Raw genomic sequence first — 20,117 nt, 5'->3', positions numbered from 1 at the left:
ATCAAGGCAAGGTCTATTCGCTTTCCCTCAGCCGGGATGCAGGTAAATTAGCCGCATGGAATCGGGCTTGGATTATTATGCGACACGCGCGCTGCTGGACTGGCAGATCGAACTTGGCGTGACCGAGTCGATCGGGGACGAGCCGATCAACCGCTATGACCTGCCTGACACGTCCCCCAAACCCAAGGCCCCGGTGGCTGCACCTGCGACGCCCGCCAAGCCCGAGGCAGTAGATCCTGTTGCGGTGGCCAAGGCGGCCGCAAGCGGTGCGAAATCGCTTGAAGCCCTGCGCGAAGCCATGGACGCGTTTGCCTATTGCGAGCTGAAACGCGGCGCGCGGCAGTTGGTGTTTGCCGATGGTGTCCCGGGGGCAAAGGTCATGATTATCGGCGAGGCGCCGGGGCGTGACGAAGATCGTGAGGGCAAACCCTTTGTGGGTCGTGCCGGGCAATTGTTGGATCGGATGCTGGCTGCGATTGATCTAGACCGGGCGCAGAACGTTTATATCACCAATGTGCTGCCCTGGCGGCCGCCGCAAAACAGAGATCCCAAACCGGAAGAGATCGGCATGATGACCCCGTTTCTGGAGCGTCACGTTGCCCTGGCCAAGCCTGAGATCCTTGTTGTGATGGGCAATATCAGCTGTCAGGCGCTGCTGGGCAAACGCGGTATCACCCGGTTGCGCGGCAATTGGGACCAGGCGCTGGACTTGCCCGTGATCCCGATGTTTCACCCGGCCTATCTGCTGCGTCAGCCGCAAATGAAACGACAGGCCTGGGCCGATCTGCTGGAGTTGAAAGCGCGATTGCGAGGTGGGGCGTGAAAATTCTGGCTTTTTCCGATCTGCACATGGCGCGCAGCCGGGCTGCCGATCTGGTTGCGGCCAGTGAGGCGGCGGATCTGGTGGTGGGTGCCGGAGACTATTGCAACATGCGGCAGGGACTGGATGAAGCGATGGCGATGTTGTCTGGCATGGCAGCGCCTTTGGTTCTGGTACCGGGCAATGCCGAAAGCGCCGAGGAGTTGTCTGATACGGTGCCGGAAGGTTTTCACGTCCTGCATGGGTCAGGCATGGAGCTAGACGATCTGCGTCTTTTCGGCCTTGGTTACGGTGTCCCGGAAACACCGTTCGGAGAGTGGTCTTGCGACCTTTCCGAAGGCGCGGCCACTGAACTGCTGGCTCGGTGCGTTTCCGCAGATGTCTTGATCGTGCACTCTCCGCCCAAGGGCTGTGGGGATGAAACCTCGATGGGCCAGTCGGTAGGGTCGATAGCTGTGCGCGATGCGATCGAACGAATACAGCCTGGGTTGGCAGTGTTTGGCCATATCCATGATAGCTGGGGCTATCGCGGCCATCTGGGCCAGACCCAGCTGGCAAATCTTGGTCCTACAGTGAATTGGTTCGAGGTGGGATCGTGATCGAAACAGCGACTTTGCTGACCTTCATTCCGGCGGCCCTTGTGCTTGGACTGACGCCCGGTGCCGATATGATGTTCTGTTTCGGTCAGGGTCTGAGGTCGGGCCCACGCCCCGCTATTGCCGCCAGCGCCGGGGTTTCCACGGGCGTGATGGTACATGTGCTTCTGGCTGGGCTGGGCTTGGGCGCCGCGGTTGCAACCTTGCCCTGGCTCTTTGACGTCATTCGCTGGTTCGGCGTGGGCTATCTGCTGTTCCTCGCATGGGGCGCGTTTCGCAACGGCGCCGTTGCCCCCGAAACACCGGCTGCCCCCATGAGCCGCGCCTTTCGGGATGGGATGCTGGTGAACCTGACCAATCCAAAGGTCATTCTGTTTGTGCTGGCGTTTATCCCACAGTTTGTTGACCCATCCGCAGGTTCGGTTTTGATGCAGTTTCTGATCTTTGGCGTGATCATCGCCGTGGGCGGCTTTGTCGTGAACGGATTTGTGGGCATCTTTGCCGGCGGCACGGGGCGTATGTTGGTCGGCAATCCGCGCGCTTCTCGAATTCTGGGCTGGATCACGGGCAGCATTTTCGCGGCGCTAGCGCTCCGGCTTGCCATTCTGGAAAGGGCGTAACCCCGCATGTCGCGTATCGACGAAACACTTGAATTCATTCCCGTTCGCATCGCGGTGCTGACGGTCTCGGACACAAGATCTCTGGCCGAGGACCGATCGGGACAAACCTTGGTGGACCGGATTGAAAAGGCGGGTCACGTGGTGGCCGACCGCAAGATCATCCAGGATGAGCGTGACCAGATTGCCGATCAACTGCGTGCCTGGGTCGCGGATCCCCAGATTGATGTTGTCTTGTCGACCGGAGGTACCGGGCTAACCGGGCGGGATGTCACGGTCGAGGCACACAGGGATGTGTACGAAAAAGAGATCGATGCCTTTGGCACCGTGTTCACTATCGTCTCGATGGAAAAGATCGGAACCTCTGCGGTCCAATCAAGGGCCACGGGTGGCGTGGCGGGCGGAACCTACCTGTTTGCACTACCTGGCAGCCCTGGGGCTTGCAAAGACGCGTGGGACGCTATTTTGGAAAAACAGTTCGATTATCGGCACCGCCCCTGCAATTTTGTGGAAATAATGCCCAGATTGGACGAACACTTGCGACGGAAGTAGTCTGGTACTGCGTTGAACACTGGATCAAGCCATTGTGGCTTGGCAGATGCGATTGCCCGGCTACCATCTGTAACAGGCAGCGGCGCGCAACCGGAGTGAACTGACTGATGCGATTTCTAAGGCAAAGTCTTGTGGGCGTGTTTCTGGCGTTTTTGACGCTGGGGCTGCTGCTTGTGGCCGCTCAGCTGATCTCGGGCGCGGTTCAGGATGTCGTTTCACGCGAAAATCAACCGCCGCAGGCCCGTGAGAGGGTTTTTGCGGTCAGCGTGCGCACGGCCGAGCCTGAGACGGTCACACCGTATCTCGAGGCCTTCGGGCAGGTTCAAAGCCGCCGTCGCCTGGAATTGCGCGCGGCGCTGGGTGGGCGCGTGGTCTCGCTGGCCGAAGATTTCCAGGATGGCGGTTCGGTCGACGCAGGTGAAATGCTGGTCGAGCTGGACCCGGCAGATGCGCAATCTGCACTGGATCGCGCCAAATCTGATCTGCTGGATGCCCAGTTCGAGGAACGTGATGCCGAGCGTTCATTGTTGTTGGCGCAAGATGAATTGCGCGCCGCAGAGGCACAGGTTGAATTGCGCGGACGGGCCTTGCAGCGTCAGCAGGACCTGTTGGATCGTGGTGTCGGGGCTGCGGCCTCGGTGGAGGAGGCCGAGCTGGCCCTGACCTCGGCCAATCAGGCGGTTCTGTCCAGCCGGATCGCATTGGCGCAAGCGGAATCGCGCGTGGATCAGGCGACAACGTTGTTGTCTCGTGCAGTGATTGCCTTGGAGGCGGCAGAACGCGATCTGAATGACATGACGGTTTATGCCGGGTTTGCGGGGACGCTAACCGAGGTGACTCTGGTCGAAGGGCGGTTGGTCTCGGCCAACGAAAAACTGGCCGAACTGGTGGACCCAAACGCGCTTGAGGTCGCATTCCGGGTCTCAACCGCGCAGTTTGTTCGCCTGCTGGACCAGAATGGCGACTTGATAAAGGCGCCTGTCACCGTGTCGCTGGATGTTACCGGGACGGATCTGGTGGCCACAGGCCGGATCAGCCGCGACAGCGGATCGGCGGGTGAAGGGCAGACCGGGCGTTTGCTGTTTGCAAGGCTGGACGAGGCAGCGGGCTTCAAGCCGGGCGATTTCGTTACCGTCTCGGTGGAAGAACTGCCTTTGGACAACGTGGTGCGCCTGCCGTCATCAGTGTTGGATGCAACCGGAAACGTGTTGGTTCTGGCTGGCGACGACCGGTTAGAGCCCCTGGCGGTTGAGTTGATCCGCCGACAAGGTGATGAAGTTTTGCTGCGCGGCGAGGGCCTGGCAGGCCGAGAGGTCGTCATCGGCCGCACGCCTTTGCTGGGTTCTGGTGTCCGTGTCAGACCCTTGCGGCAAGAGGCCGAAGCGGCCTCGGTACCCGAGATGCTGGAGCTGTCCGATGAGCGCCGGGCTGAACTGGTGGCTTTGGTCGAATCCAGCGGCAGGATGCCCGAGGCGGTAAAGCAGCGGCTTCTGGGGCAACTCAGCCAGGCCAGCGTTCCCGCATCCCTGGTGCAACGGCTTGAAGCCCGAGCCGGGGGCTAGATACCATGATGCGCGATATTCCGGACGCTGCGGGCGGTATCCTCAGCTATTTCACGCGCCACCGGACCGTGGCCAACCTTCTGCTTCTGGTGATGCTTGTGTTGGGCGCTGCGGCCGTTCCCAACATGCGTGCGCAGTTCTTTCCGGACGTCATCCTTGAACGCGTCGATGTGAATGTCACTTGGGATGGGGCAGGCCCCGAGGATGTCGATAACGGCATAGTTCAGCTTCTGGAGCCTGCATTGCTGGCGGTTGAAGGTGTGGCCAGCACGGAATCGACCTCACGCGAGGGCTCGGCCCGGGTTCGGCTTGAATTCGAACCCAATTGGGACATGTCACGCGCTGTTGAAGAGGTCCGAACCGCAGTGGACAGCGTGACCGAGCTGCCCGAGGATGCGGATGAGCCAACGATCCGGCGTGGGGCTTGGCGTGACCGTGTGACGGATGTCGTGATCACAGGACCGACCGAGCCGGAACAGCTGGCCAATCTGACAGATGAACTGATCAACCGTCTGTTTGCTGCTGGTGTAACCCGAACCACGATCCGAGGCATCGCAGCACCGCGTGTGGTGGTCGAGGTGCCCACCGTCCAGTTGATTGCCAATGATATCACCCTGTCCGAGATCGCGGCGGCCATTGCCGCCGAAGTGACCGCAAGCCCGGCAGGCGATGTCACCGGCGCCAATGCGCGGATCCGCACCGGTGTTGAAAAACGCACCCCCGAAGAGATTGAGCGCATACCGCTTCGCAATTTCCCAGATGGCTCCAAACTGGTGATTGGAGATTTGGCCGATATCCGGGTCGAAGGTGTGACCCGCGATCGCAGCTATTTTGTTGGTGAAAACCCGGCAATGTCGATCCGCGTGGATCGGTCGAATCTTGGCGACGCAATCGGCATCCAAAGGACGGTCGAGGATGTTGTGACCGAAATGCAGGCCAGCCTGCCCGAAGGCATCTCGATCGAACTGATCCGCACGCGAGCGCAGGCCATCACGGACCGTCTGGATATCCTGGTTGATAATGGCCTGGTCGGGCTGGGATTGGTCGTCTGTCTGCTGTTTCTGTTCCTCAACGCGCGTATCGCGTTTTGGGTAGCAGTTGGTATCCCGGTGGCCATGTCCGCAGCGGTTGCGTTCATGTATCTGGGCGGGCTGTCGATCAACATGGTCTCTCTGTTTGGTTTGATCATCACTTTGGGCATCGTGGTCGATGACGCGATCGTGGTGGGTGAACACGCAGATTTCCGTGCGCGCCGGTTGGGCGAGCCGCCGATGGTCGCTGCCGAACGAGCCGCGCGGCGCATGGCCATGCCGGTCTTTGCCGCCACCCTGACCACGGTGATCGCCTTCTTTGGCCTGACCTTGGTGGGCGGGCGCTTTGGCGAGTTGATCCGCGACATTCCCTTTACGGTCATTGCGGTTCTGATTGCCTCACTGATCGAGTGCTTTCTGATCCTGCCCAACCACATGGCCCACGCGATTGCGCATTCGGCCAAGGAACATTGGTATGACTGGCCCAACCGTGTGGTCAACCGCGGTTTCCGCTGGGTGCGCGACACGCTGTTCCGCCCGATGATCGGGCTGGTGATCCGGGCGCGCTATGTGGTTGTGGCGATCATGGTTGTGATTCTGGCCAGCCAAGCGGCCCTGTTCATTCGGGGTGACGTGAACTGGCGGTTTTTCAATGCGCCCGAGCGGGGCTCGGTTACTGGCAATTTCATCATGGTCGAGGGCGCGACGCGCGCGGATACCTTGGAGATGATGCGCATGGTGCAGCGCGCCACCGAAGAGCTGGGTGCGGTCTATGAAGAACGCCATGGCCGAAACCCGATTGACTATGTGCTGGCCGAGGTTGGCGGATCGGCCGGGTTTGGTCTCTCCGCCGCCGATGGCAAGGATGCAGACCTGCTGGGCGGGATTTCGATTGAGTTGATCGACGCAGACTTGCGTCCCTATTCCAGCTTTGAATTCGTGGGTGAGCTGCAAGATACCGTGCCACGCCATCCCAAGGTCGAACTGCTCAGCTTCCGAGGCTGGCGGTCCGGCCCCGGCGGTGACGCCATAGATGTGCAATTCTTTGGCGCAGACGTAAATACTCTGAAATCCGCCTCCGAGGATTTGCAGGCCGAACTGGCAAAATACCCCGAGGTCTCGGCGCTTGAGGATAATCTGGCCTATGACAAAGAAGAGTTCATTCTGGACCTGACCCCTCAGGGACAGGCGCTTGGCTTCCGTATCGAAACACTGGGCCGCGTGCTGCGTGATCGCTTGAACGGGATCGAGGCCGCGACCTATCCCGACGGACCACGTAGCGCGGAAATCCGGGTTGAACTGCCCGAAGGCGAACTGACAGCCGATTTCCTGGAACGCACGCTGATGCGCACACCAGATGGGGTTTACGTGCCTTTGGCCGACATCGTCTCGGTCGAGCGGAAATCGGGCTTTTCAACTGTGCGGCGCGAAAACGGGTTGCGGGTGATTTCCGTGAACGGGGACATTTCCGAGGACGATCCAGCCCAAGCAGCCGAGATTGCCCGCGCCATGCAGGAAGAAATCCTGCCCACCATCGCGGCGGAACGTCAGGTTGAATGGCGCATGGCAGGACTGAGCGAACAGGAAAACGAGTTTCTGGCCGAAGCCGGGGCGGGGCTTATCCTGTGTCTGACCGGCATCTACCTTGTTTTGGCCTGGGTCTTTGCAAGCTGGACCCGTCCGCTGGTGGTCATGTCGATCATTCCCTTTGGCCTGGTGGGTACGATCTGGGGCCATTACATCTGGGATGTTCCGCTAAGCATGTTCACCGTTGTCGGCCTGCTTGGCATGACAGGGATTATCATCAACGACTCGATTGTTCTGGTGACGACCATTGACGGGTACCAGCAGGAACGCGGGCTGGTGCCGTCGATCATCGAAGGGACCGCAGACCGGCTGCGCCCAGTGATGCTGACCACATTGACCACCGTGCTTGGTCTGACACCGCTGCTTTACGAAGGCTCGCAACAGGCGCAATTCCTCAAACCGACCGTGATCACTCTGGTCTATGGTCTGGGCTTTGGCATGTTGCTTGTGTTGCTGCTGGTTCCGGCCTTGCTGGCGATCCTCAACGATGTCGCGCGCCCGATGACCGCGATGCGCCGCGCGTTGCGCGCGCCTGATCGAGTAGTGCAGGGGTCGGTTGTGGCGACAGGTGCAGCCTTGGCGGTTTGGCTGGTGGTGGCGATGGTCTGGCCCGTTGTGTCTGGCGCGCCGCTCGCCTCTTTGGCCCAGTTCTACGGGGACGAAGACGGGATGGCCCTGCTGCGCATGGGATTTGGGGTGTTTGCGGCGGGTGCGGCGCTGATCTTGCTGGTCAGCGTAACCCTTTCGGGGCTGCTTTATGGTCGGTTGTCGGGCCGCGCGGGCACTTAATCAGCCCTTAGAGCGGTGGACAAAAGCTCGGGCACACGCGCGCTCATGCTCAGATCGCCTTGCAAGATGCGTTCGACCGGAAACCAGCTTGCATCCAAGGCGTCATCACCGGCCTGAGGTGTGCCCGAGACATAGCGGCAGGCCACACCTACAAGCAGGTAATGTGAGTTTACCTGCCCTTGAGAGTCGCGGCGCAACAAGTCGAGATTGTCCAGGTAGGACAGGGGCTGTGCGATGATGGAAGTTTCTTCCAGCAATTCCCGCGCAGCCGCCTCAAGAACCGTTTCGCCCCATTCGACGTGACCACCAGGGAAGCCCCACAGCCCGGCATCGGGCTGCTTGCTGCGCTGGACCAACAGCACCTGGTTTTCGTGCAGAACAACGGCCAAAGCGCCGATTCGGGGAAGTTGTGTCATGCGGTCAGCCCGCGCTGCACCCGATGATATCAACGGCATGATGCGCGCCAAGAACCGTGATGCGAATATCGGAACGGTTCAGCGCAAAAGGCTCGCCCGAGGCATTGATGACCTCGGACCGGGCGATCAGCGTGTCGCCCTGCCGCTCAGTCACGGTTTGAGAGGCCCAAAGGATCGGATTGCCCGGTTCGATGACCGTAACCTCGTCACCACCGGCGGGTGGCATGGTGATCCGCGCCTCGATCTGCATCCCGTCATTTGTGGGCGACAAGTGACAGGCCGCGCCGGATACCCCTGCTTCGGCCGGTGAGAAGGGACGTTCTGCCAGCGCCGCAGCAATGGTCGGATTGCGCCCGGCCTCGGCATCCAGAACATGGTCGAAGTCCAACCGCTCGGGCACGCAGACATCCTTGCAGACGCCAATGTCAACGCTGCCTTGCAGCCGAACCGGCTGAGCAGGGTTTTTCGGAGTGATTGTCACCGGCAGGACTAGTTCGCCTTCATAGCCGATAGACTGGTATCCGTTTTGGTCAAACACATCCGGTGAAGGCCAGGTGATCGAAACCTCACCGACATTCGAGGACGGCCCCCAATCAAAATGCGGTGGTATCCCGGCATCGCCCGGTGCGCGCCAATATGTCTTCCAGCCATCCTGCAGGGTCATCCGCAATGCGCCCTGATACGATCCGTCCGCTGAACGGCCCCCATCCAGAATGTCAAGTTGCGCAAGTCCGTTCGCGCTCTGACCAAATGTCGGCGCAGCAAAAGTAAGACCAGCCAGCAGGGCGGCAGCAGGTGTCCTATACATCATCATGCCCTATTAAATGGGCATAGTCGTGCAGGTTGCCAAGTCACGTTCCGTTCAGCGGAATGAAATGCGTCCGAATACCCACAGAACATGCGCTGATCCCTTGCCAATCCCTGCCGGACCGGGTCATTGTTGGTTCGGACGGATGACAAGAGACCTTGCCTCATGGACCTGACCGGAAAACTGTTGATTGCGATGCCTGGAATGGGTGACCCGCGCTTTGAGCATTCGGTGGTCTATATTTGCAGCCATGCCGAAGATGGCGCTATGGGGCTGATCATCAACAAGCCGTCGGACCTGCGAACCAAAGTGCTTCTGGAGCAGCTCAATATTCCGTGTCGGATCCCGGTTGTGGGTGAGCGTCTGGTGCATTTCGGAGGTCCGGTCGAGATGTCGCGCGGTTTTGTTCTGCATTCATCTGATTATGAGGCAAATTTGCATTCGATGCAGATTTGCGGCGATTTCAGCATGACCGCAACGTTGGACGTGCTGGAAGATCTGGCCTCGGGGCGTGGGCCGCTCAATGCGCTTGTTGCGCTGGGCTATTCCGGATGGGGTCCGGGCCAGCTGGAAGATGAGATTGCGATGAACGGCTGGTTGACCACAGAGTCCGATCCGAAACTGGTCTTTGACCTGCCGGATGACGAGAAGTGGGAAGCCGCGCTGGCCACGTTGGGCGTTGACCCACTGACGCTTTCAGCCAGCGCGGGGCGCGCTTAAGTCCTGGGGGCCGCAGCCCGGCGCAGCCGGTCATTGATCGCAGCGCCAAGCCCATGGTCGGGGATCGGTGACACGGCAATCGGACGGTGAGATTTGTCCAAATCGTGCAACATCGCAAACAGGTTGGCCGCAGCTTCGACCAGATCACTGCTTTGGGAAAGGTTGAGGGTACAGTCTACCGGGCCAAAACCCAGAACGACCTCATCCCCAACACCGGCCTCGGCATTCAGTCTGACCGGCGCGTTCGGCGCATAATGGGATTGCAGCTGACCCGGCGAGGTCAAAAGATCACCTGATTGATGAATATGCAGCCGTGTATCCAGTGCGTGTTCGGCCTCTTCCAAAGCCACGCCACCCGGTCGCAAAAGCGAAGGCTCACCCGCGAGCCCGACGATGGTGGATTCCAGCCCTACTCCGCAGGGTCCCGCATCGAGGATGGCGGCGATCCGACCATCCAAGCCCGACTGCACATGGCCTGCGGTTGTCGGGCTGATCCGACCCGATGGGTTGGCCGAAGGCGCGGCCACCGGTCCGTCGACGGCCTCCAAAAGCGAACGTGCAATGGGGTGGGCTGGAACGCGGACGGCCAATGTGTCCAACCCTGCCGTGACGAGGGACGATACCCCGTGGCCCGGGCGCAAAGGCAACACCAAGGTCAAGGGACCGGGCCAGAACGCATCGGCCAGACTTTGCGCCTGATCGGACCATTCGACGAAACGCTGCGCTGCCTCTACCGACGCCACATGAGCGATCAACGGGTTGAAGCTGGGCCGCCCCTTGGCCTCATAAATGGCCGCAACCGCCTCTCCGTTTCGCGCGTCGCCGCCCAGCCCGTAGACCGTTTCCGTTGGAAACGCGACGAGCTGACCTTGGCGCAGCAGGTCTGCGGCCTGCGCCAACCCCGCAGCGTCAGCGGACAGATATTTGGTTTGAAACAGTTTCATCACTTGTGACGCGGCGTTTTGGTTGATTGCGTGGCCCGGGCGGGTAGGTAAGCTTGCAAGCCCAGATGCATACAGGCGTGGCTTGGAAATTCCAAGGCCAGCCAGGACCAAATCCGAGGGAAGCCATGACCTATCGCGCCCCATTGTCTGATTATGAATTTCTATTGAACCATGTGATCGGCTACGACCAGATCGCAGCGACCGAGAAATTCTCGGATGCGAGCCCGGATGTGGTCAGCGCGATCCTGACCGAAGCGGGCAAGCTGTGCGAAGAGGTTCTGGCCCCCTTGCAGCGCCCGGGCGATTTGCACCCTGCGCGTCTGGAAAACGGTGTGTTGCGCACATCCCCCGGTTACGCGGATGGTTGGAAAGCCATTGCCGAAGGTGGCTGGGTCGGGATGAGCGGTGATCCCGAATATGGCGGTATGGGTCTGCCGATGACCGTGACCACCGCGGTGAATGAGATGATGAGCGCGGCATGCCTGTCGCTGCAACTGGCGCCGCTGATGACACAAGGCCAGATCGAAGCACTGGAACATCATGCCAGTGACGAGCTGAAGGCGCTGTATCTGCCCAAGATGATGGCCGGTGAATGGTCGGGGACCATGAATCTGACCGAGCCGCAGGCCGGGTCGGATGTGGGTGCGTTGACGTCTAAGGCCGAGCCGAATGGCGACGGGACCTATGCGATCTCGGGACAGAAGATCTATATTTCCTGGGGTGACAACGATTTTACCGAAAATGTCTGCCACCTGGTCCTGGCTCGTCTGCCGGACGGGGTGCCGGGTACCAAGGGCATATCGTTGTTTCTGGTGCCGAAATATATCCCGGATGAGAACGGCAATCCCGGCGTGGCAAACGATCTGAAAGTGGTCTCGCTGGAACACAAGATGGGCCTGCATGGTTCACCCACCTGTGTGATGCAATATGACGGGGCCAAAGGCTGGCTGATTGGGCCGGAACATGGCGGTATGGCGGCCATGTTCACCATGATGAACAACGCCCGTCTTGGGGTGGGTGGCGAAGGGGTTGGCGTGGCCGAAGGCGCCTATCAACACGCGCTGGCCTATGCGCTGGAGCGTAAGCAGGGCAAGACACCCTCGGGCACCATCATTGACCATGCGGATGTGCGGCGGATGCTGATGGATATGCGCGCCGATGTATTTGCGGCGCGGTCGATCCTGCTGGCCAATGCGGCTGCGATCGACATGGCCCAAGCCACGGGTGATGCGGATTGGGCGGCCCGTGCGGCGCTGCTGACGCCGATCGGAAAGGCCTTTGGTACGCAAACCGGGATGCGGGTGGCCGAGACCGGTGTGCAAGTCCATGGCGGTATGGGCTTTATCGAAGAAACCGGCGCGGCCCAGTATTACCGCGACGTCCGCGTGACAGCGATTTATGAGGGCACCAACGGCATTCAGGCGATGGACCTTGTGGCGCGCAAAATGATGGATGGGGGCGAAGCCGCCTCGAACTTGCTGGACGAGATCGAAGAGCAGGCAGAGAAGGCCCGTGCCACCCTGCCGGATCTGGCCGGTCCGGTTTGGGAAGCCACGGAATCCTTGCGTGAAACCACCGAATGGCTGGTGTCGCAGACGGACATGAACACCCGTTTTGCCGGGGCGACGGCTTATCTGGCAGCTTTTGCGCGCGTTTTGGGCGGGCATTACCACCTGTCCGCTGCCTTGGCGGACCCGGAAGGGCCCCGCGCGAAACTGGCGCGCTATTACATCAGTGCGCTACTGCCCGAATATTCTGGGCTGTTGGCGCAGGCGCAGAAAGGGGCCGAGGATCTCTATGCGCTCAGCGTTGATGAGCTGGCCAGCTGATGGACGGTGATCGGCCCGAGAGCATCCGCTACCCTTGGCCGGAGCCTCCGGCACCGGGAGAAAGCATCGATATTGCCGACGGCGTGCTGTGGATCCGCCTGCCCTTGCCAATGGCGCTGGACCATGTGAACGTCTACGCGCTGGATGATGGCGACAGCTGGACGATCGTCGATACCGGGCTTTCTTCCAAAAAGTCGCGCGCGATCTGGGAAAACGTCATGGCGGGGCCATTGCGCGGAAAGCCCGTGCGCCGGGTTGTTGTGACCCATCACCATCCCGACCACGTCGGCAATGCAGGGTGGTTTCAATCCGAACACGGGGCCGAGTTGGTCGCGACTCGGACGGCCTGGTTGTTTGCGCGGATGTTGACGCTGGATGTGCAAGAAACCTGGCCGGAAGAGACGCTGAACTTCTATCGCAGCGCGGGCATGGCGCCGGATATTCTGGCCAAGCGCATGGCGGACCGACCGTTCAACTTTGCGGATGGCGTCTTTCCTATGCCGCTGGGCTACACACGGATTAAACAGGATGACGTGATCCGCATGGGCGGGCGCGATTGGGATGTGCATATCGGCAACGGCCATTCGCCCGAACACGCAACCTTCTGGAGCCGCGACGACGATCTGGTGATCAGCGGCGACCAGATTCTCAGTTCGATCAGTCCCAACCTTGGGGTGTATGCAACCGAACCGATGGCCGACCCCGTTTCCGGTTGGCTCGAGGCCTGCGAGCGCCTGCAATCGCTGGCCCGACCCGAGCATCTGGTTCTTGGCGGACATAAACTGCCCTTCACCGGTTTGCCGATCCGGATGCGGCAACTGATTGACAATCACCACGGTGCGCTGGCGCGTTTGCTGGGCGAATTGGATCAGCCGAGAACCGCTGCCGATTGCTTTCCACCTTTGTTCAAGCGTCCGATCAAAGAGGGTGAATATGGTCTGGCGCTGGTCGAGGCAGTTGCACATATGAACCATCTCTTCCACATTGGTGCGGTTACCAGAACCCGTCGGGATGATGGTGCGTGGATGTACCAGCGCAAGGAATAGCGTCATGCAGGATGAAATCGAGACGTCAGCCGAAGCTGCCGAAGCGGCGGCCCTGCCGCGCTGTTACGAAGTACATGCCAATTCCGACGCCAAGTCTGGTGCCAAAGACCTGCCCAAGCCATTGCAGAAGCCTGTCGAGGCGAAAAGCCCTGCGCAATGGGCCTATGAGCGGCTGATCATGTATATCCAGAATTTCGAAAAAGCACTGGATGCCGATCATGAGGTCGCCATGGGATTCACCGGCGGCGAAGCGGGCGTGATGCGGATCGAGGGGATGGGGTTTTTCGAGCCTGATATCGTCACGTTCTATGGTTCAGATGGCGGGGGTGCGAAGACGCAACTGGTTCAGCATGTCACTCAGCTGAATGTCATGCTGCGTGCGCTGCCCAAATCGGTTGAGGATAAACCGGCCAACCGTATCGGCTTCCGGCTTGCGGCCGATCTGGGAGAAAGCTGACTCAGAACCCTTGCAATTCACGCAATCGCAGCCTTGAATGAGTGGATCATTCAGGAGAACCTCGCGTGTCATATTTCTCAGCCGTTACAAGTGCATATGCCGGGTCCTGGGCCCGGCGCCGTGTTTTCCTGCCGATCTACATAGCGGTGCGCTTGCTGTTGGTGGCATTGATCGCGCCTGCCATGGCCGTTGCCGTCAATTTTGCGGTCTCGCTGTCGGATCAATCTGCTTTGACCGATCAGGCCATCGCGATGTTTCTTTTGTCTCCGATCGGGTTCGTCGCGGCGATTGTTGTGCTCAGCCTGTTTTTGTTGGCCGAGGTCTTTGTCTTTGCCGTAATGGCCGCATCGCTGCGTATGGGGGAACCTGACCCTTGGCGCGCCAGTAGCTCCGCCATTTCGCTGATCATCTCACGCTTACCTTCCCTGTTTGGCTTCGCCGCACGGCTGATCCTGCGGATTTTGGTGATCGCGGTTCCGTTTGTGGCGGTTGCTGGCCTGATCGCGTGGTGGACCCTGACGGAGTTTGACATCAACTACTACCTCACGTTTCACCCCCCGGCCTTCTGGATTGCTGTTGTCCTGATCGGGATCGTGGTGCTGGCTCTGGCCTGGGTTCTGGTCAGACGTCTGTCAGGCTGGGCTTTGGGTCTGCATCTTGTGCTGTTTGAAGGCACGCCCCCGGCCAGCGCATTTGTCGTGAGCCAGCAGCGGATGGAGGGAAAGCGGGGGCGGTTGAAAATCGAGCTGGTCCTGTGGCTGGCCATGCGCTTGGCGATTGGTGCAGCCATTGCCTTTGTTGCAGGGCTGGCCTTCGCTCTGGTCCCACTTAGCGAGGGTACAAATCTGCGTGTCGCCCTGAGCATTGGCCTTTTGGTGGCAGGTCTTTGGTCGCTGGCGGGGCTTGTCTTGGCGGCGCTGGCACTTGGGGCCTTGGCGGTCCTGCTAGACAGGTTTTTCGAGCCCGAGGCCGCATCGCTGCCACATCCCGAACCCCGCAGTAATGTGCGACGGCCGATTCTTGTCACGGTAGCAATTGCCGCTGTGGCTTTGCTGATCGGTTTGTGGTCGGGGCAGGCGCTGTTAGAGCGTGTGCAGACGCCGGATCATGCCGAGGTCATTGGCCATCGGGGGGCCGCAGCGCTGAGGCCTGAAAACACGATTGCTTCGGTGCTCAAAGCAATCGAAGACGGGGCCGATTGGGTCGAGATCGACGTTCAGGAAACCGCAGATGGCGAAGTGATCGTGGCCCATGACAGTGATTTCATGAAGCTGGGCGGCGTCAACCTCAAGGTCTGGGACGCGACCATGCCGGATGTGGCCGAGATCGACATCGGCAGTTGGTTCGATCCGAAATACGCCGCGGAGCGCACCCCAACCCTGCGCGCGGTTTTGGAGGCCGCGAAGGGGCGGGCCAATGTGATTATTGAGCTGAAATATTACGGCCACGACGTCGAATTGGAAAACCGCGTGGTGGGCATTGTGGAAGAAATGGAGATGCAGGACAGTATCTCGACCATGTCTCTCAAATACCCCGCAGTCCAAAAGATGAAAAAGCTGCGCCCGGATTGGCGGGCGGGAGTATTGGCAGCGACGGCTGTGGGCGATCTTTCGGGGTTGGAAGGGGATTTTGTTGCGGTGAACGCGGCGACGGTATCGCCGGGATTGATCCGTAAGGTCCATGAAGCGGGCAAGGACATCTATGTCTGGACGGTCAATGATCCGCTGCAAATGTCGGCCATGGCATCTATGGGCGCTGACGGCCTGATCACCGACCGTCCGGCCATGGCAAACGCGGTGTTGCAGGCGCGGGCTGAGATGGGCCCGGGCGAACGACTGCTCTTGTGGTTGGCCACAAGTTTTGGACTGTCTGTCGATACTCAGGCGATGCGTGATGACAATCCGTAACAGTCTGTGCCTTCTGTTGGTCTGCGCGACCCCTGTGCAGGCGCAAGACATCATGAGCAGCATTGAGATGCCGGCGCATCGCGCTTTGATGGATCAACGGGGTGACGCCGATCTGACCCCGTTTGAGACCGATGGATGTTCCGGTGGTCTCTCCAGCAGTTGGCGCCTTGTGGCTGATACCTTTCCCAAATTCAGTGCGCTCTATGAAGCGCATCCGCCTTGGGAATACTGCTGTATAACGCATGACAAAGCCTACCATTCAGCAGGAGGCGCGCTTACAGCAGAAGACAGTTTCAAGGCGCGTTTGACTGCTGATGAAGCTTTACGGTCCTGCGTGAAGACACATGGTCAGGAATTCGCTTCTGACTATGCCGAGCGGTACGATATGACGGAGGATCAGATCGGGCAGGTTCATTCCATCACCGCAGAAGCCATGTTCTTGGCGGTGCGTTTTGGTGGTGGTCCGTGCAGCGGTCTGCCTTGGCGTTGGGGGTTCGGATACCCGGGATGCTCGGTTTTTCCATCGCGTGAAGGTGCGCGCGAATGACGTGGTGACAGGGGCTGAAAATTGCATTATCCAACCTCGTAAACACGCGAATTGGGAATCTTTAGATCATGGCTGAACACAAGCACGGCGAGATGGATATCACCGTCCAAACCAAAACTTTCGATGGCTTCATCAAATTCACAACGTGGTGCGTTGTGGTCATCGCCCTCCTGTGCCTGTTCCTGGCGGTGTTTGCGTCTTAAGCTTTCTTTGAGGTGACACCTGTGTTCAGGGTTCTGACTGCTTGTCTGATACTTGCGGTGTTGGCAAGCTGCGCCGGGTCGCAACGCCCGCAGGCGGAGCAGGCCGAGATCGTTGCCAGGTCTTATCGCGACCCAGGGCCCTCGACTTTGACGCTCTACACCATGATCAGCACGCGCAACGGATCGGGTGCGCATACCTCGTTGATGATCAGCGGTAGCGAGCGTGTGATCTTTGACCCGGCAGGTTCGTTCCGCGCGGATGTTGTGCCGATCAAGGATGATGTGCTCTACGGAATAACTCCAAATGTCGAACGGGCTTATCGCAGCAGTCATGCGCGCGAAACGCATTACGCCCGTATCCAGACGATTGAAGTTACGCCACAACAGGCAGAAATCGCATTGCAACTGGCCAAGCAATCCGGGCCGGTCGCGGGTGCGTTCTGTGCAAATGCAACCGCGCAATTGCTTCAGCAGGTGCCCGGGTTCGAAGGGATCAGCACCACTTTTTATCCGGTCAAGCTGTCCGAGCAGTTTGGCGCTTTGCCCGGTGTTCAGACAGCTGAATATCGCGAAAACGATGACGCGGATTTGCAAAAAGGTCTTGCAGCCAACAACGCGCAATTGAACGCGTTGGATGGGGCTTCAACCAATTAAGTAAAGCAAGGCATAGAGCACAGCGGCCCCGGAAAAGATCGCTGTCAGCACTTTTTTTGTGACCAAGCCGACTGTCAATGCCACGGCTGCTGCGGCCATGCGTGGCAGATCAGGCTGGCCGTCGGTCGCTGCGGGCCACACGACCAGCGGCGCGATCAAAGCTGGAATGATCGCCACGGCGGTATAACGCAGATGCCGCAATAGCCAGGATGGTATCGGGCGGTCACCGACAAGCCCGATAAAGGTAAAACGCAGCGCAAAGCTGCCAATCGCAAGGCCGATGATCAGGATCCAGATGGTTGTTGCACTTACCGTTGTCATCGCTTGTGCCTCTCCAGCGCCAGTTCGGCCTGCGCGCCTGCCATCATGCCAGCGACTCCGGCGATCAGCAGGCCCAGATTGGCCGGAACCTGAACGGTAAGCAGCGCGACAACAATCGCAACAAGGGCGGCTATCACATGAGGCAGCGTGCGCATCATCGGTCCGATCATCGCCAGAAAGGCAATCGGCAACGCAAAGTCCAGCGCCCAGCTGTCAGGGATCTGAGCACCCAGAACCGCGCCCAGATAGGTCATCAGAATCCAGATCGGAGCCACCGGGCTGACGCATCCGACGAAATAGGCCATACGCTGTTTTGTGGTCAGCTCGGGCTCTGCCTCGAACCGGACGATCGAGCAGGCATAGGATTGATCCACGATCAGATAAGCAGCGCAGGCCCTTTGCCAAAGTGGTGCGGCACCCAGATAGGGGGTCAGCGAGGCCGAATACATCGCCACCCGCAAATTAACCGCCAACGCAGAGGCCAGAATAATCACTGTGGGTGTATTGTCCTGCAGCAATTGCAACGCGGTAAACTGGGCCGCACCGGCAAAGACGGTGGCAGAGAAGGCAATGGTTTGCGCGATGTTCAGCCCGGCCTCGGTCGCGAAGACCCCAAACAGCATTCCGAACGGGCCAACGACGATCACAAAGGGCAGACCTTCGCGAAAACCCGTCCAGAAATATGACTTGCTTGTGGTGATTGCCATGGTGAGATCCTATGGTGCCAAGAGCAGCAGTAGCCGTCTTGGGGAGGGGTTGCAATTGGCCACGGAGCTTGACCTGTCAGACTATGTGATCGCACCAGATCCAAGGGCGGCTCGCCTGACCCGCGCGGTCGAAGGTGTGGATCAGAACGGCGATGTCAGCCAGATTTCCGTGGTTGAGGAACGCCCGCTGACGATTTTCCTCAACTCTCAGGAAATCGTGACGGCCATGACCATTGGCGACTATCCTGAATATCTGGCGCTGGGCTTTCTGCGCAATCAGGGCATGCTGCTGACGGATGATCAGATCACCCGGGTCGATTATGATGATGATCTGGAAACCGTTGTGGTGCGCACCGCGCGGCAAACCTCATACGAGGACAAGCTGAAGAAAAAGACCCGCACCAGTGGCTGCGCGGTGGGGACGGTCTTTGGCGACATGATGGAAGGGCTTGAGGATGTGCGCCTGCCGCAGGTGTCGGTGCGCACCTCGTGGCTGTATGATCTGGCCGCCAAGATCAACCGCACCCCATCGCTTTATCTTGAGGCCGGGGCCATTCACGGCACCGTGCTGTGCCACGAAAACCGCCCGTTGGTCTATATGGAGGATGTGGGCCGCCATAACGCCGTTGATAAGATTGCTGGCTGGATGCTGTCCGAAGGTGAAAGCGCTGCGGATAAGATCCTATACACGACCGGGCGACTGACTTCCGAGATGGTGATCAAAACGGCGATGATGGGCATTCCTGTGCTGGCCTCCCGCTCGGGCTTTACCGCCTGGGGCGTCGAGATTGCGCGTGAGGTTGGGCTGACTTTGATTGGGCGGATGCGGGGTCAGCGGTTTGTCTGTCTGTCGGGTGAGGACCGTTTGGTGCGCGATGTGGATCCGGCAACGGTTCCGCATGAAGATAAAAAGCATAAACGAAAAAGCGCGCAGTCCTGAGTTTCCATCATCTGACAGCAGTGGTTAGGAATTTCAGCCGTTTCTGATAGATGTTCGTTAAGCGGCGATAATACGAACAGCAAAGCGGGTGCATTTTTGCCCGGGTGAATATGGAACTCATCAACCTCATAGCCCCTGTTTTCGCAGTCATCGTGACGGGATATGTCTTTTCCTGGACCAAGCTGCTGAGCGAAGATACCTCAGATGCGTTGGTGCAATTCGCAGTCTTTGTCCTGATCCCGGCCATCATGTTTTATCTGATTGGTCAGGAAGAGTTCACCAACCTTCTGAACTATGGCTTCTACATCGCTTATGGCGGGACTCTGCTGGCGCTGTTTGTGGTTTTGTTTCTCATTCTCAAAGGCATGACGGGTTTTCACGCCGGATCGGCCACGGTCGCGGCGTTTGCTGCCGTGGCTTCGAACACGGCGCTGGTGGCCCTGCCGATCTTGCATGCGATATTTGGGTCCAAAGGCGCGTTGCCGGCTGTGCTGGCCAATCTGGTCGTGGCCATATTGCTGTTGATCATGACCACAACGCTTGAAACCACCGCAGGTCACAAAGCGGGGGTTAGGACGCCAATCTACAAAATCATTCTGAATGTCCTGAAGAACCCGATTATTGCTGCAACTTTGTTGGGTGTTGCCTATTCTGCGACCGGGCTTGGTTTCTCGAACGCCGTCTCGGACTATCTTGAACTGCTCAGCCAGGGTTTGGCGGCTGTTGCGCTGTTTGCCATCGGATTTACGACAAGCGTGCGTACCATTGTCCAGACCGGGCCGCTGCTTCTGTTCCTGACGGGTGCAAAGCTGATCGTTGCACCGGGGCTGGTCCTGCTGGCGGCGCATCTGATTGGCCTCGATCCGCTGTGGACCATCGCGGCAACCGTGTCATCGGCGGTGCCCACGGCGAAAAACGTTTTCCTTTTGGCCAAACACTATGATCAAGAGCCCAAACTGGCGGCCCATATCGTGTCCATGACATCCTTTTTGTCTGTCGGAACGCTGATACTTTGGTTGTTTGTCCTGCACCATCTGTATCCAACCGCGTTTCAATTGAACTGA

General features: G+C 59.2%; 21 protein-coding genes. 16 read left to right on the top strand and 5 right to left on the bottom strand.

All coding sequences use genetic code 11. The annotated features are described in order from the left end of the window. The first annotated feature begins 55 nt into the window (after positions 1-55). The 6 genes from GOW40_RS14120 to GOW40_RS14095 all read left to right on the top strand — a co-directional run bounded on the left by GOW40_RS14120 (position 56) and on the right by GOW40_RS14095 (position 7,554). On the top strand, positions 56-823 hold the full coding sequence (locus tag GOW40_RS14120) for a uracil-DNA glycosylase family protein (RefSeq protein ID WP_171130984.1): 768 nt from the start codon (positions 56-58) through the stop codon (positions 821-823). Then, on the top strand, positions 820-1,419 hold the full coding sequence (locus GOW40_RS14115; protein ID WP_171130982.1) for a metallophosphoesterase: 600 nt from the start codon (positions 820-822) through the stop codon (positions 1,417-1,419). The genes GOW40_RS14120 and GOW40_RS14115 overlap by 4 nt, the downstream gene beginning before the upstream one ends. Continuing rightward, on the top strand, positions 1,416-2,036 hold the full coding sequence (locus tag GOW40_RS14110; RefSeq protein ID WP_171130980.1) for a LysE family translocator: 621 nt from the start codon (positions 1,416-1,418) through the stop codon (positions 2,034-2,036). Before GOW40_RS14115 ends, GOW40_RS14110 begins: the two co-directional genes overlap by 4 nt. A gap of 6 nt (positions 2,037-2,042) precedes the next feature. After that, entirely contained in the window at positions 2,043-2,585 is a 543-nt protein-coding gene (moaB, locus tag GOW40_RS14105; RefSeq protein WP_171130977.1) for a molybdenum cofactor biosynthesis protein B, read from the top strand. Positions 2,586-2,692: 107 nt separating this feature from the next. Then, a complete protein-coding gene (locus GOW40_RS14100; RefSeq protein WP_171100847.1) occupies positions 2,693-4,147 on the top strand; it encodes an efflux RND transporter periplasmic adaptor subunit in 1,455 nt (484 codons plus the stop codon). Between the two features lie 5 nt (positions 4,148-4,152). After that, positions 4,153-7,554, top strand: coding sequence for an efflux RND transporter permease subunit (locus GOW40_RS14095; protein ID WP_171130975.1), 3,402 nt, complete (start codon positions 4,153-4,155; stop codon positions 7,552-7,554). Here GOW40_RS14095 and GOW40_RS14090 read toward each other — a convergent pair. Beyond that, positions 7,551-7,970 (bottom strand): NUDIX hydrolase, encoded by a 420-nt coding sequence (locus tag GOW40_RS14090; RefSeq protein ID WP_171100851.1) that lies wholly within the window; start codon positions 7,968-7,970, stop codon positions 7,551-7,553. The genes GOW40_RS14095 and GOW40_RS14090 overlap by 4 nt on opposite strands. Before the next feature lie 4 nt (positions 7,971-7,974). Continuing rightward, positions 7,975-8,778 (bottom strand): protein-disulfide reductase DsbD domain-containing protein, encoded by an 804-nt coding sequence (locus GOW40_RS14085; RefSeq protein ID WP_171130973.1) that lies wholly within the window; start codon positions 8,776-8,778, stop codon positions 7,975-7,977. Positions 8,779-8,943: 165 nt separating this feature from the next. Between GOW40_RS14085 and GOW40_RS14080 the strand changes: the two genes are divergently transcribed. Then, positions 8,944-9,498 carry a YqgE/AlgH family protein gene (locus GOW40_RS14080; RefSeq protein ID WP_171100855.1) on the top strand — a complete coding sequence of 185 codons (555 nt, stop codon included), beginning with the start codon at positions 8,944-8,946 and terminating at the stop codon, positions 9,496-9,498. Here GOW40_RS14080 and GOW40_RS14075 read toward each other — a convergent pair. After that, complete coding sequence (locus GOW40_RS14075; RefSeq protein WP_171130971.1) at positions 9,495-10,442, bottom strand: L-threonylcarbamoyladenylate synthase; 948 nt, start codon at positions 10,440-10,442, stop codon at positions 9,495-9,497. The genes GOW40_RS14080 and GOW40_RS14075 overlap by 4 nt on opposite strands. A 125-nt stretch (positions 10,443-10,567) precedes the next feature. Here GOW40_RS14075 and GOW40_RS14070 point away from each other — a divergent pair, with 125 nt between their 5' ends. The 7 genes from GOW40_RS14070 to GOW40_RS14040 all read left to right on the top strand — a co-directional run bounded on the left by GOW40_RS14070 (position 10,568) and on the right by GOW40_RS14040 (position 17,085). Further along, positions 10,568-12,271: an acyl-CoA dehydrogenase gene (locus GOW40_RS14070; protein WP_171130969.1), complete on the top strand. Its 1,704-nt coding sequence runs from the start codon at positions 10,568-10,570 to the stop codon at positions 12,269-12,271. After that, positions 12,271-13,317, top strand: a complete 1,047-nt coding sequence (locus GOW40_RS14065) for an MBL fold metallo-hydrolase (RefSeq protein ID WP_171130967.1) — start codon at positions 12,271-12,273, stop codon at positions 13,315-13,317. The genes GOW40_RS14070 and GOW40_RS14065 overlap by 1 nt, the downstream gene beginning before the upstream one ends. 4 nt (positions 13,318-13,321) lie before the next feature. After that, complete coding sequence (locus GOW40_RS14060) at positions 13,322-13,774, top strand: DUF6173 family protein (RefSeq protein WP_171100864.1); 453 nt, start codon at positions 13,322-13,324, stop codon at positions 13,772-13,774. A 65-nt stretch (positions 13,775-13,839) separates the two neighbouring features. After that, complete coding sequence (locus GOW40_RS14055) at positions 13,840-15,681, top strand: glycerophosphodiester phosphodiesterase family protein (protein WP_171130965.1); 1,842 nt, start codon at positions 13,840-13,842, stop codon at positions 15,679-15,681. Next, positions 15,668-16,228: a hypothetical protein gene (locus GOW40_RS14050; RefSeq protein WP_171130962.1), complete on the top strand. Its 561-nt coding sequence runs from the start codon at positions 15,668-15,670 to the stop codon at positions 16,226-16,228. Before GOW40_RS14055 ends, GOW40_RS14050 begins: the two co-directional genes overlap by 14 nt. A 68-nt stretch (positions 16,229-16,296) precedes the next feature. Then, positions 16,297-16,431, top strand: a complete 135-nt coding sequence (locus tag GOW40_RS14045) for an aa3-type cytochrome c oxidase subunit IV (RefSeq protein ID WP_171100870.1) — start codon at positions 16,297-16,299, stop codon at positions 16,429-16,431. Positions 16,432-16,452: 21 nt separating this feature from the next. Beyond that, complete coding sequence (locus GOW40_RS14040; RefSeq protein ID WP_171100872.1) at positions 16,453-17,085, top strand: hypothetical protein; 633 nt, start codon at positions 16,453-16,455, stop codon at positions 17,083-17,085. Here the strand turns inward: GOW40_RS14040 and GOW40_RS14035 are convergent. Together GOW40_RS14035 and GOW40_RS14030 are read right to left on the bottom strand one after the other, a co-directional pair. Next, complete coding sequence (locus GOW40_RS14035) at positions 17,074-17,406, bottom strand: AzlD domain-containing protein (RefSeq protein ID WP_171130960.1); 333 nt, start codon at positions 17,404-17,406, stop codon at positions 17,074-17,076. The two genes, GOW40_RS14040 and GOW40_RS14035, sit on opposite strands and share 12 nt — an antisense overlap. Beyond that, entirely contained in the window at positions 17,403-18,113 is a 711-nt protein-coding gene (locus tag GOW40_RS14030) for an AzlC family ABC transporter permease (protein ID WP_171130957.1), read from the bottom strand. Before GOW40_RS14030 ends, GOW40_RS14035 begins: the two co-directional genes overlap by 4 nt. A gap of 49 nt (positions 18,114-18,162) precedes the next feature. Here GOW40_RS14030 and GOW40_RS14025 point away from each other — a divergent pair, with 49 nt between their 5' ends. Further along, positions 18,163-19,053 (top strand): formate dehydrogenase accessory sulfurtransferase FdhD, encoded by an 891-nt coding sequence (locus tag GOW40_RS14025; RefSeq protein WP_171131229.1) that lies wholly within the window; start codon positions 18,163-18,165, stop codon positions 19,051-19,053. A gap of 110 nt (positions 19,054-19,163) precedes the next feature. Continuing rightward, positions 19,164-20,117, top strand: a complete 954-nt coding sequence (locus tag GOW40_RS14020) for an AEC family transporter (protein ID WP_171130955.1) — start codon at positions 19,164-19,166, stop codon at positions 20,115-20,117.

This window comes from Ruegeria sp. HKCCA6707 (assembly GCF_013033515.1).
GTDB lineage: Bacteria > Pseudomonadota > Alphaproteobacteria > Rhodobacterales > Rhodobacteraceae > Ruegeria.
This window is presented reverse-complemented; position numbering and strand designations above follow the sequence as displayed.

What these genes read in the sequence shown, in the direction of transcription:
- GOW40_RS14085 (WP_171130973.1), bottom strand. Translation starts at nt 8,778, where the DNA reads ATGTATAGGACACCTGCTGCCGCCCTGCTGGCTGGTCTTACTTTTGCT.
- GOW40_RS14100 (WP_171100847.1), top strand. Translation starts at nt 2,693, where the DNA reads ATGCGATTTCTAAGGCAAAGTCTTGTGGGCGTGTTTCTGGCGTTTTTG.
- GOW40_RS14035 (WP_171130960.1), bottom strand. Translation starts at nt 17,406, where the DNA reads ATGACAACGGTAAGTGCAACAACCATCTGGATCCTGATCATCGGCCTT.
- GOW40_RS14065 (WP_171130967.1), top strand. Translation starts at nt 12,271, where the DNA reads ATGGACGGTGATCGGCCCGAGAGCATCCGCTACCCTTGGCCGGAGCCT.
- GOW40_RS14090 (WP_171100851.1), bottom strand. Translation starts at nt 7,970, where the DNA reads ATGACACAACTTCCCCGAATCGGCGCTTTGGCCGTTGTTCTGCACGAA.
- GOW40_RS14080 (WP_171100855.1), top strand. Translation starts at nt 8,944, where the DNA reads ATGGACCTGACCGGAAAACTGTTGATTGCGATGCCTGGAATGGGTGAC.
- GOW40_RS14060 (WP_171100864.1), top strand. Translation starts at nt 13,322, where the DNA reads ATGCAGGATGAAATCGAGACGTCAGCCGAAGCTGCCGAAGCGGCGGCC.
- GOW40_RS14070 (WP_171130969.1), top strand. Translation starts at nt 10,568, where the DNA reads ATGACCTATCGCGCCCCATTGTCTGATTATGAATTTCTATTGAACCAT.
- GOW40_RS14120 (WP_171130984.1), top strand. Translation starts at nt 56, where the DNA reads ATGGAATCGGGCTTGGATTATTATGCGACACGCGCGCTGCTGGACTGG.
- GOW40_RS14020 (WP_171130955.1), top strand. Translation starts at nt 19,164, where the DNA reads ATGGAACTCATCAACCTCATAGCCCCTGTTTTCGCAGTCATCGTGACG.
- GOW40_RS14030 (WP_171130957.1), bottom strand. Translation starts at nt 18,113, where the DNA reads ATGGCAATCACCACAAGCAAGTCATATTTCTGGACGGGTTTTCGCGAA.
- GOW40_RS14095 (WP_171130975.1), top strand. Translation starts at nt 4,153, where the DNA reads ATGATGCGCGATATTCCGGACGCTGCGGGCGGTATCCTCAGCTATTTC.
- moaB (WP_171130977.1), top strand. Translation starts at nt 2,043, where the DNA reads ATGTCGCGTATCGACGAAACACTTGAATTCATTCCCGTTCGCATCGCG.
- GOW40_RS14045 (WP_171100870.1), top strand. Translation starts at nt 16,297, where the DNA reads ATGGCTGAACACAAGCACGGCGAGATGGATATCACCGTCCAAACCAAA.
- GOW40_RS14075 (WP_171130971.1), bottom strand. Translation starts at nt 10,442, where the DNA reads ATGAAACTGTTTCAAACCAAATATCTGTCCGCTGACGCTGCGGGGTTG.
- GOW40_RS14050 (WP_171130962.1), top strand. Translation starts at nt 15,668, where the DNA reads ATGACAATCCGTAACAGTCTGTGCCTTCTGTTGGTCTGCGCGACCCCT.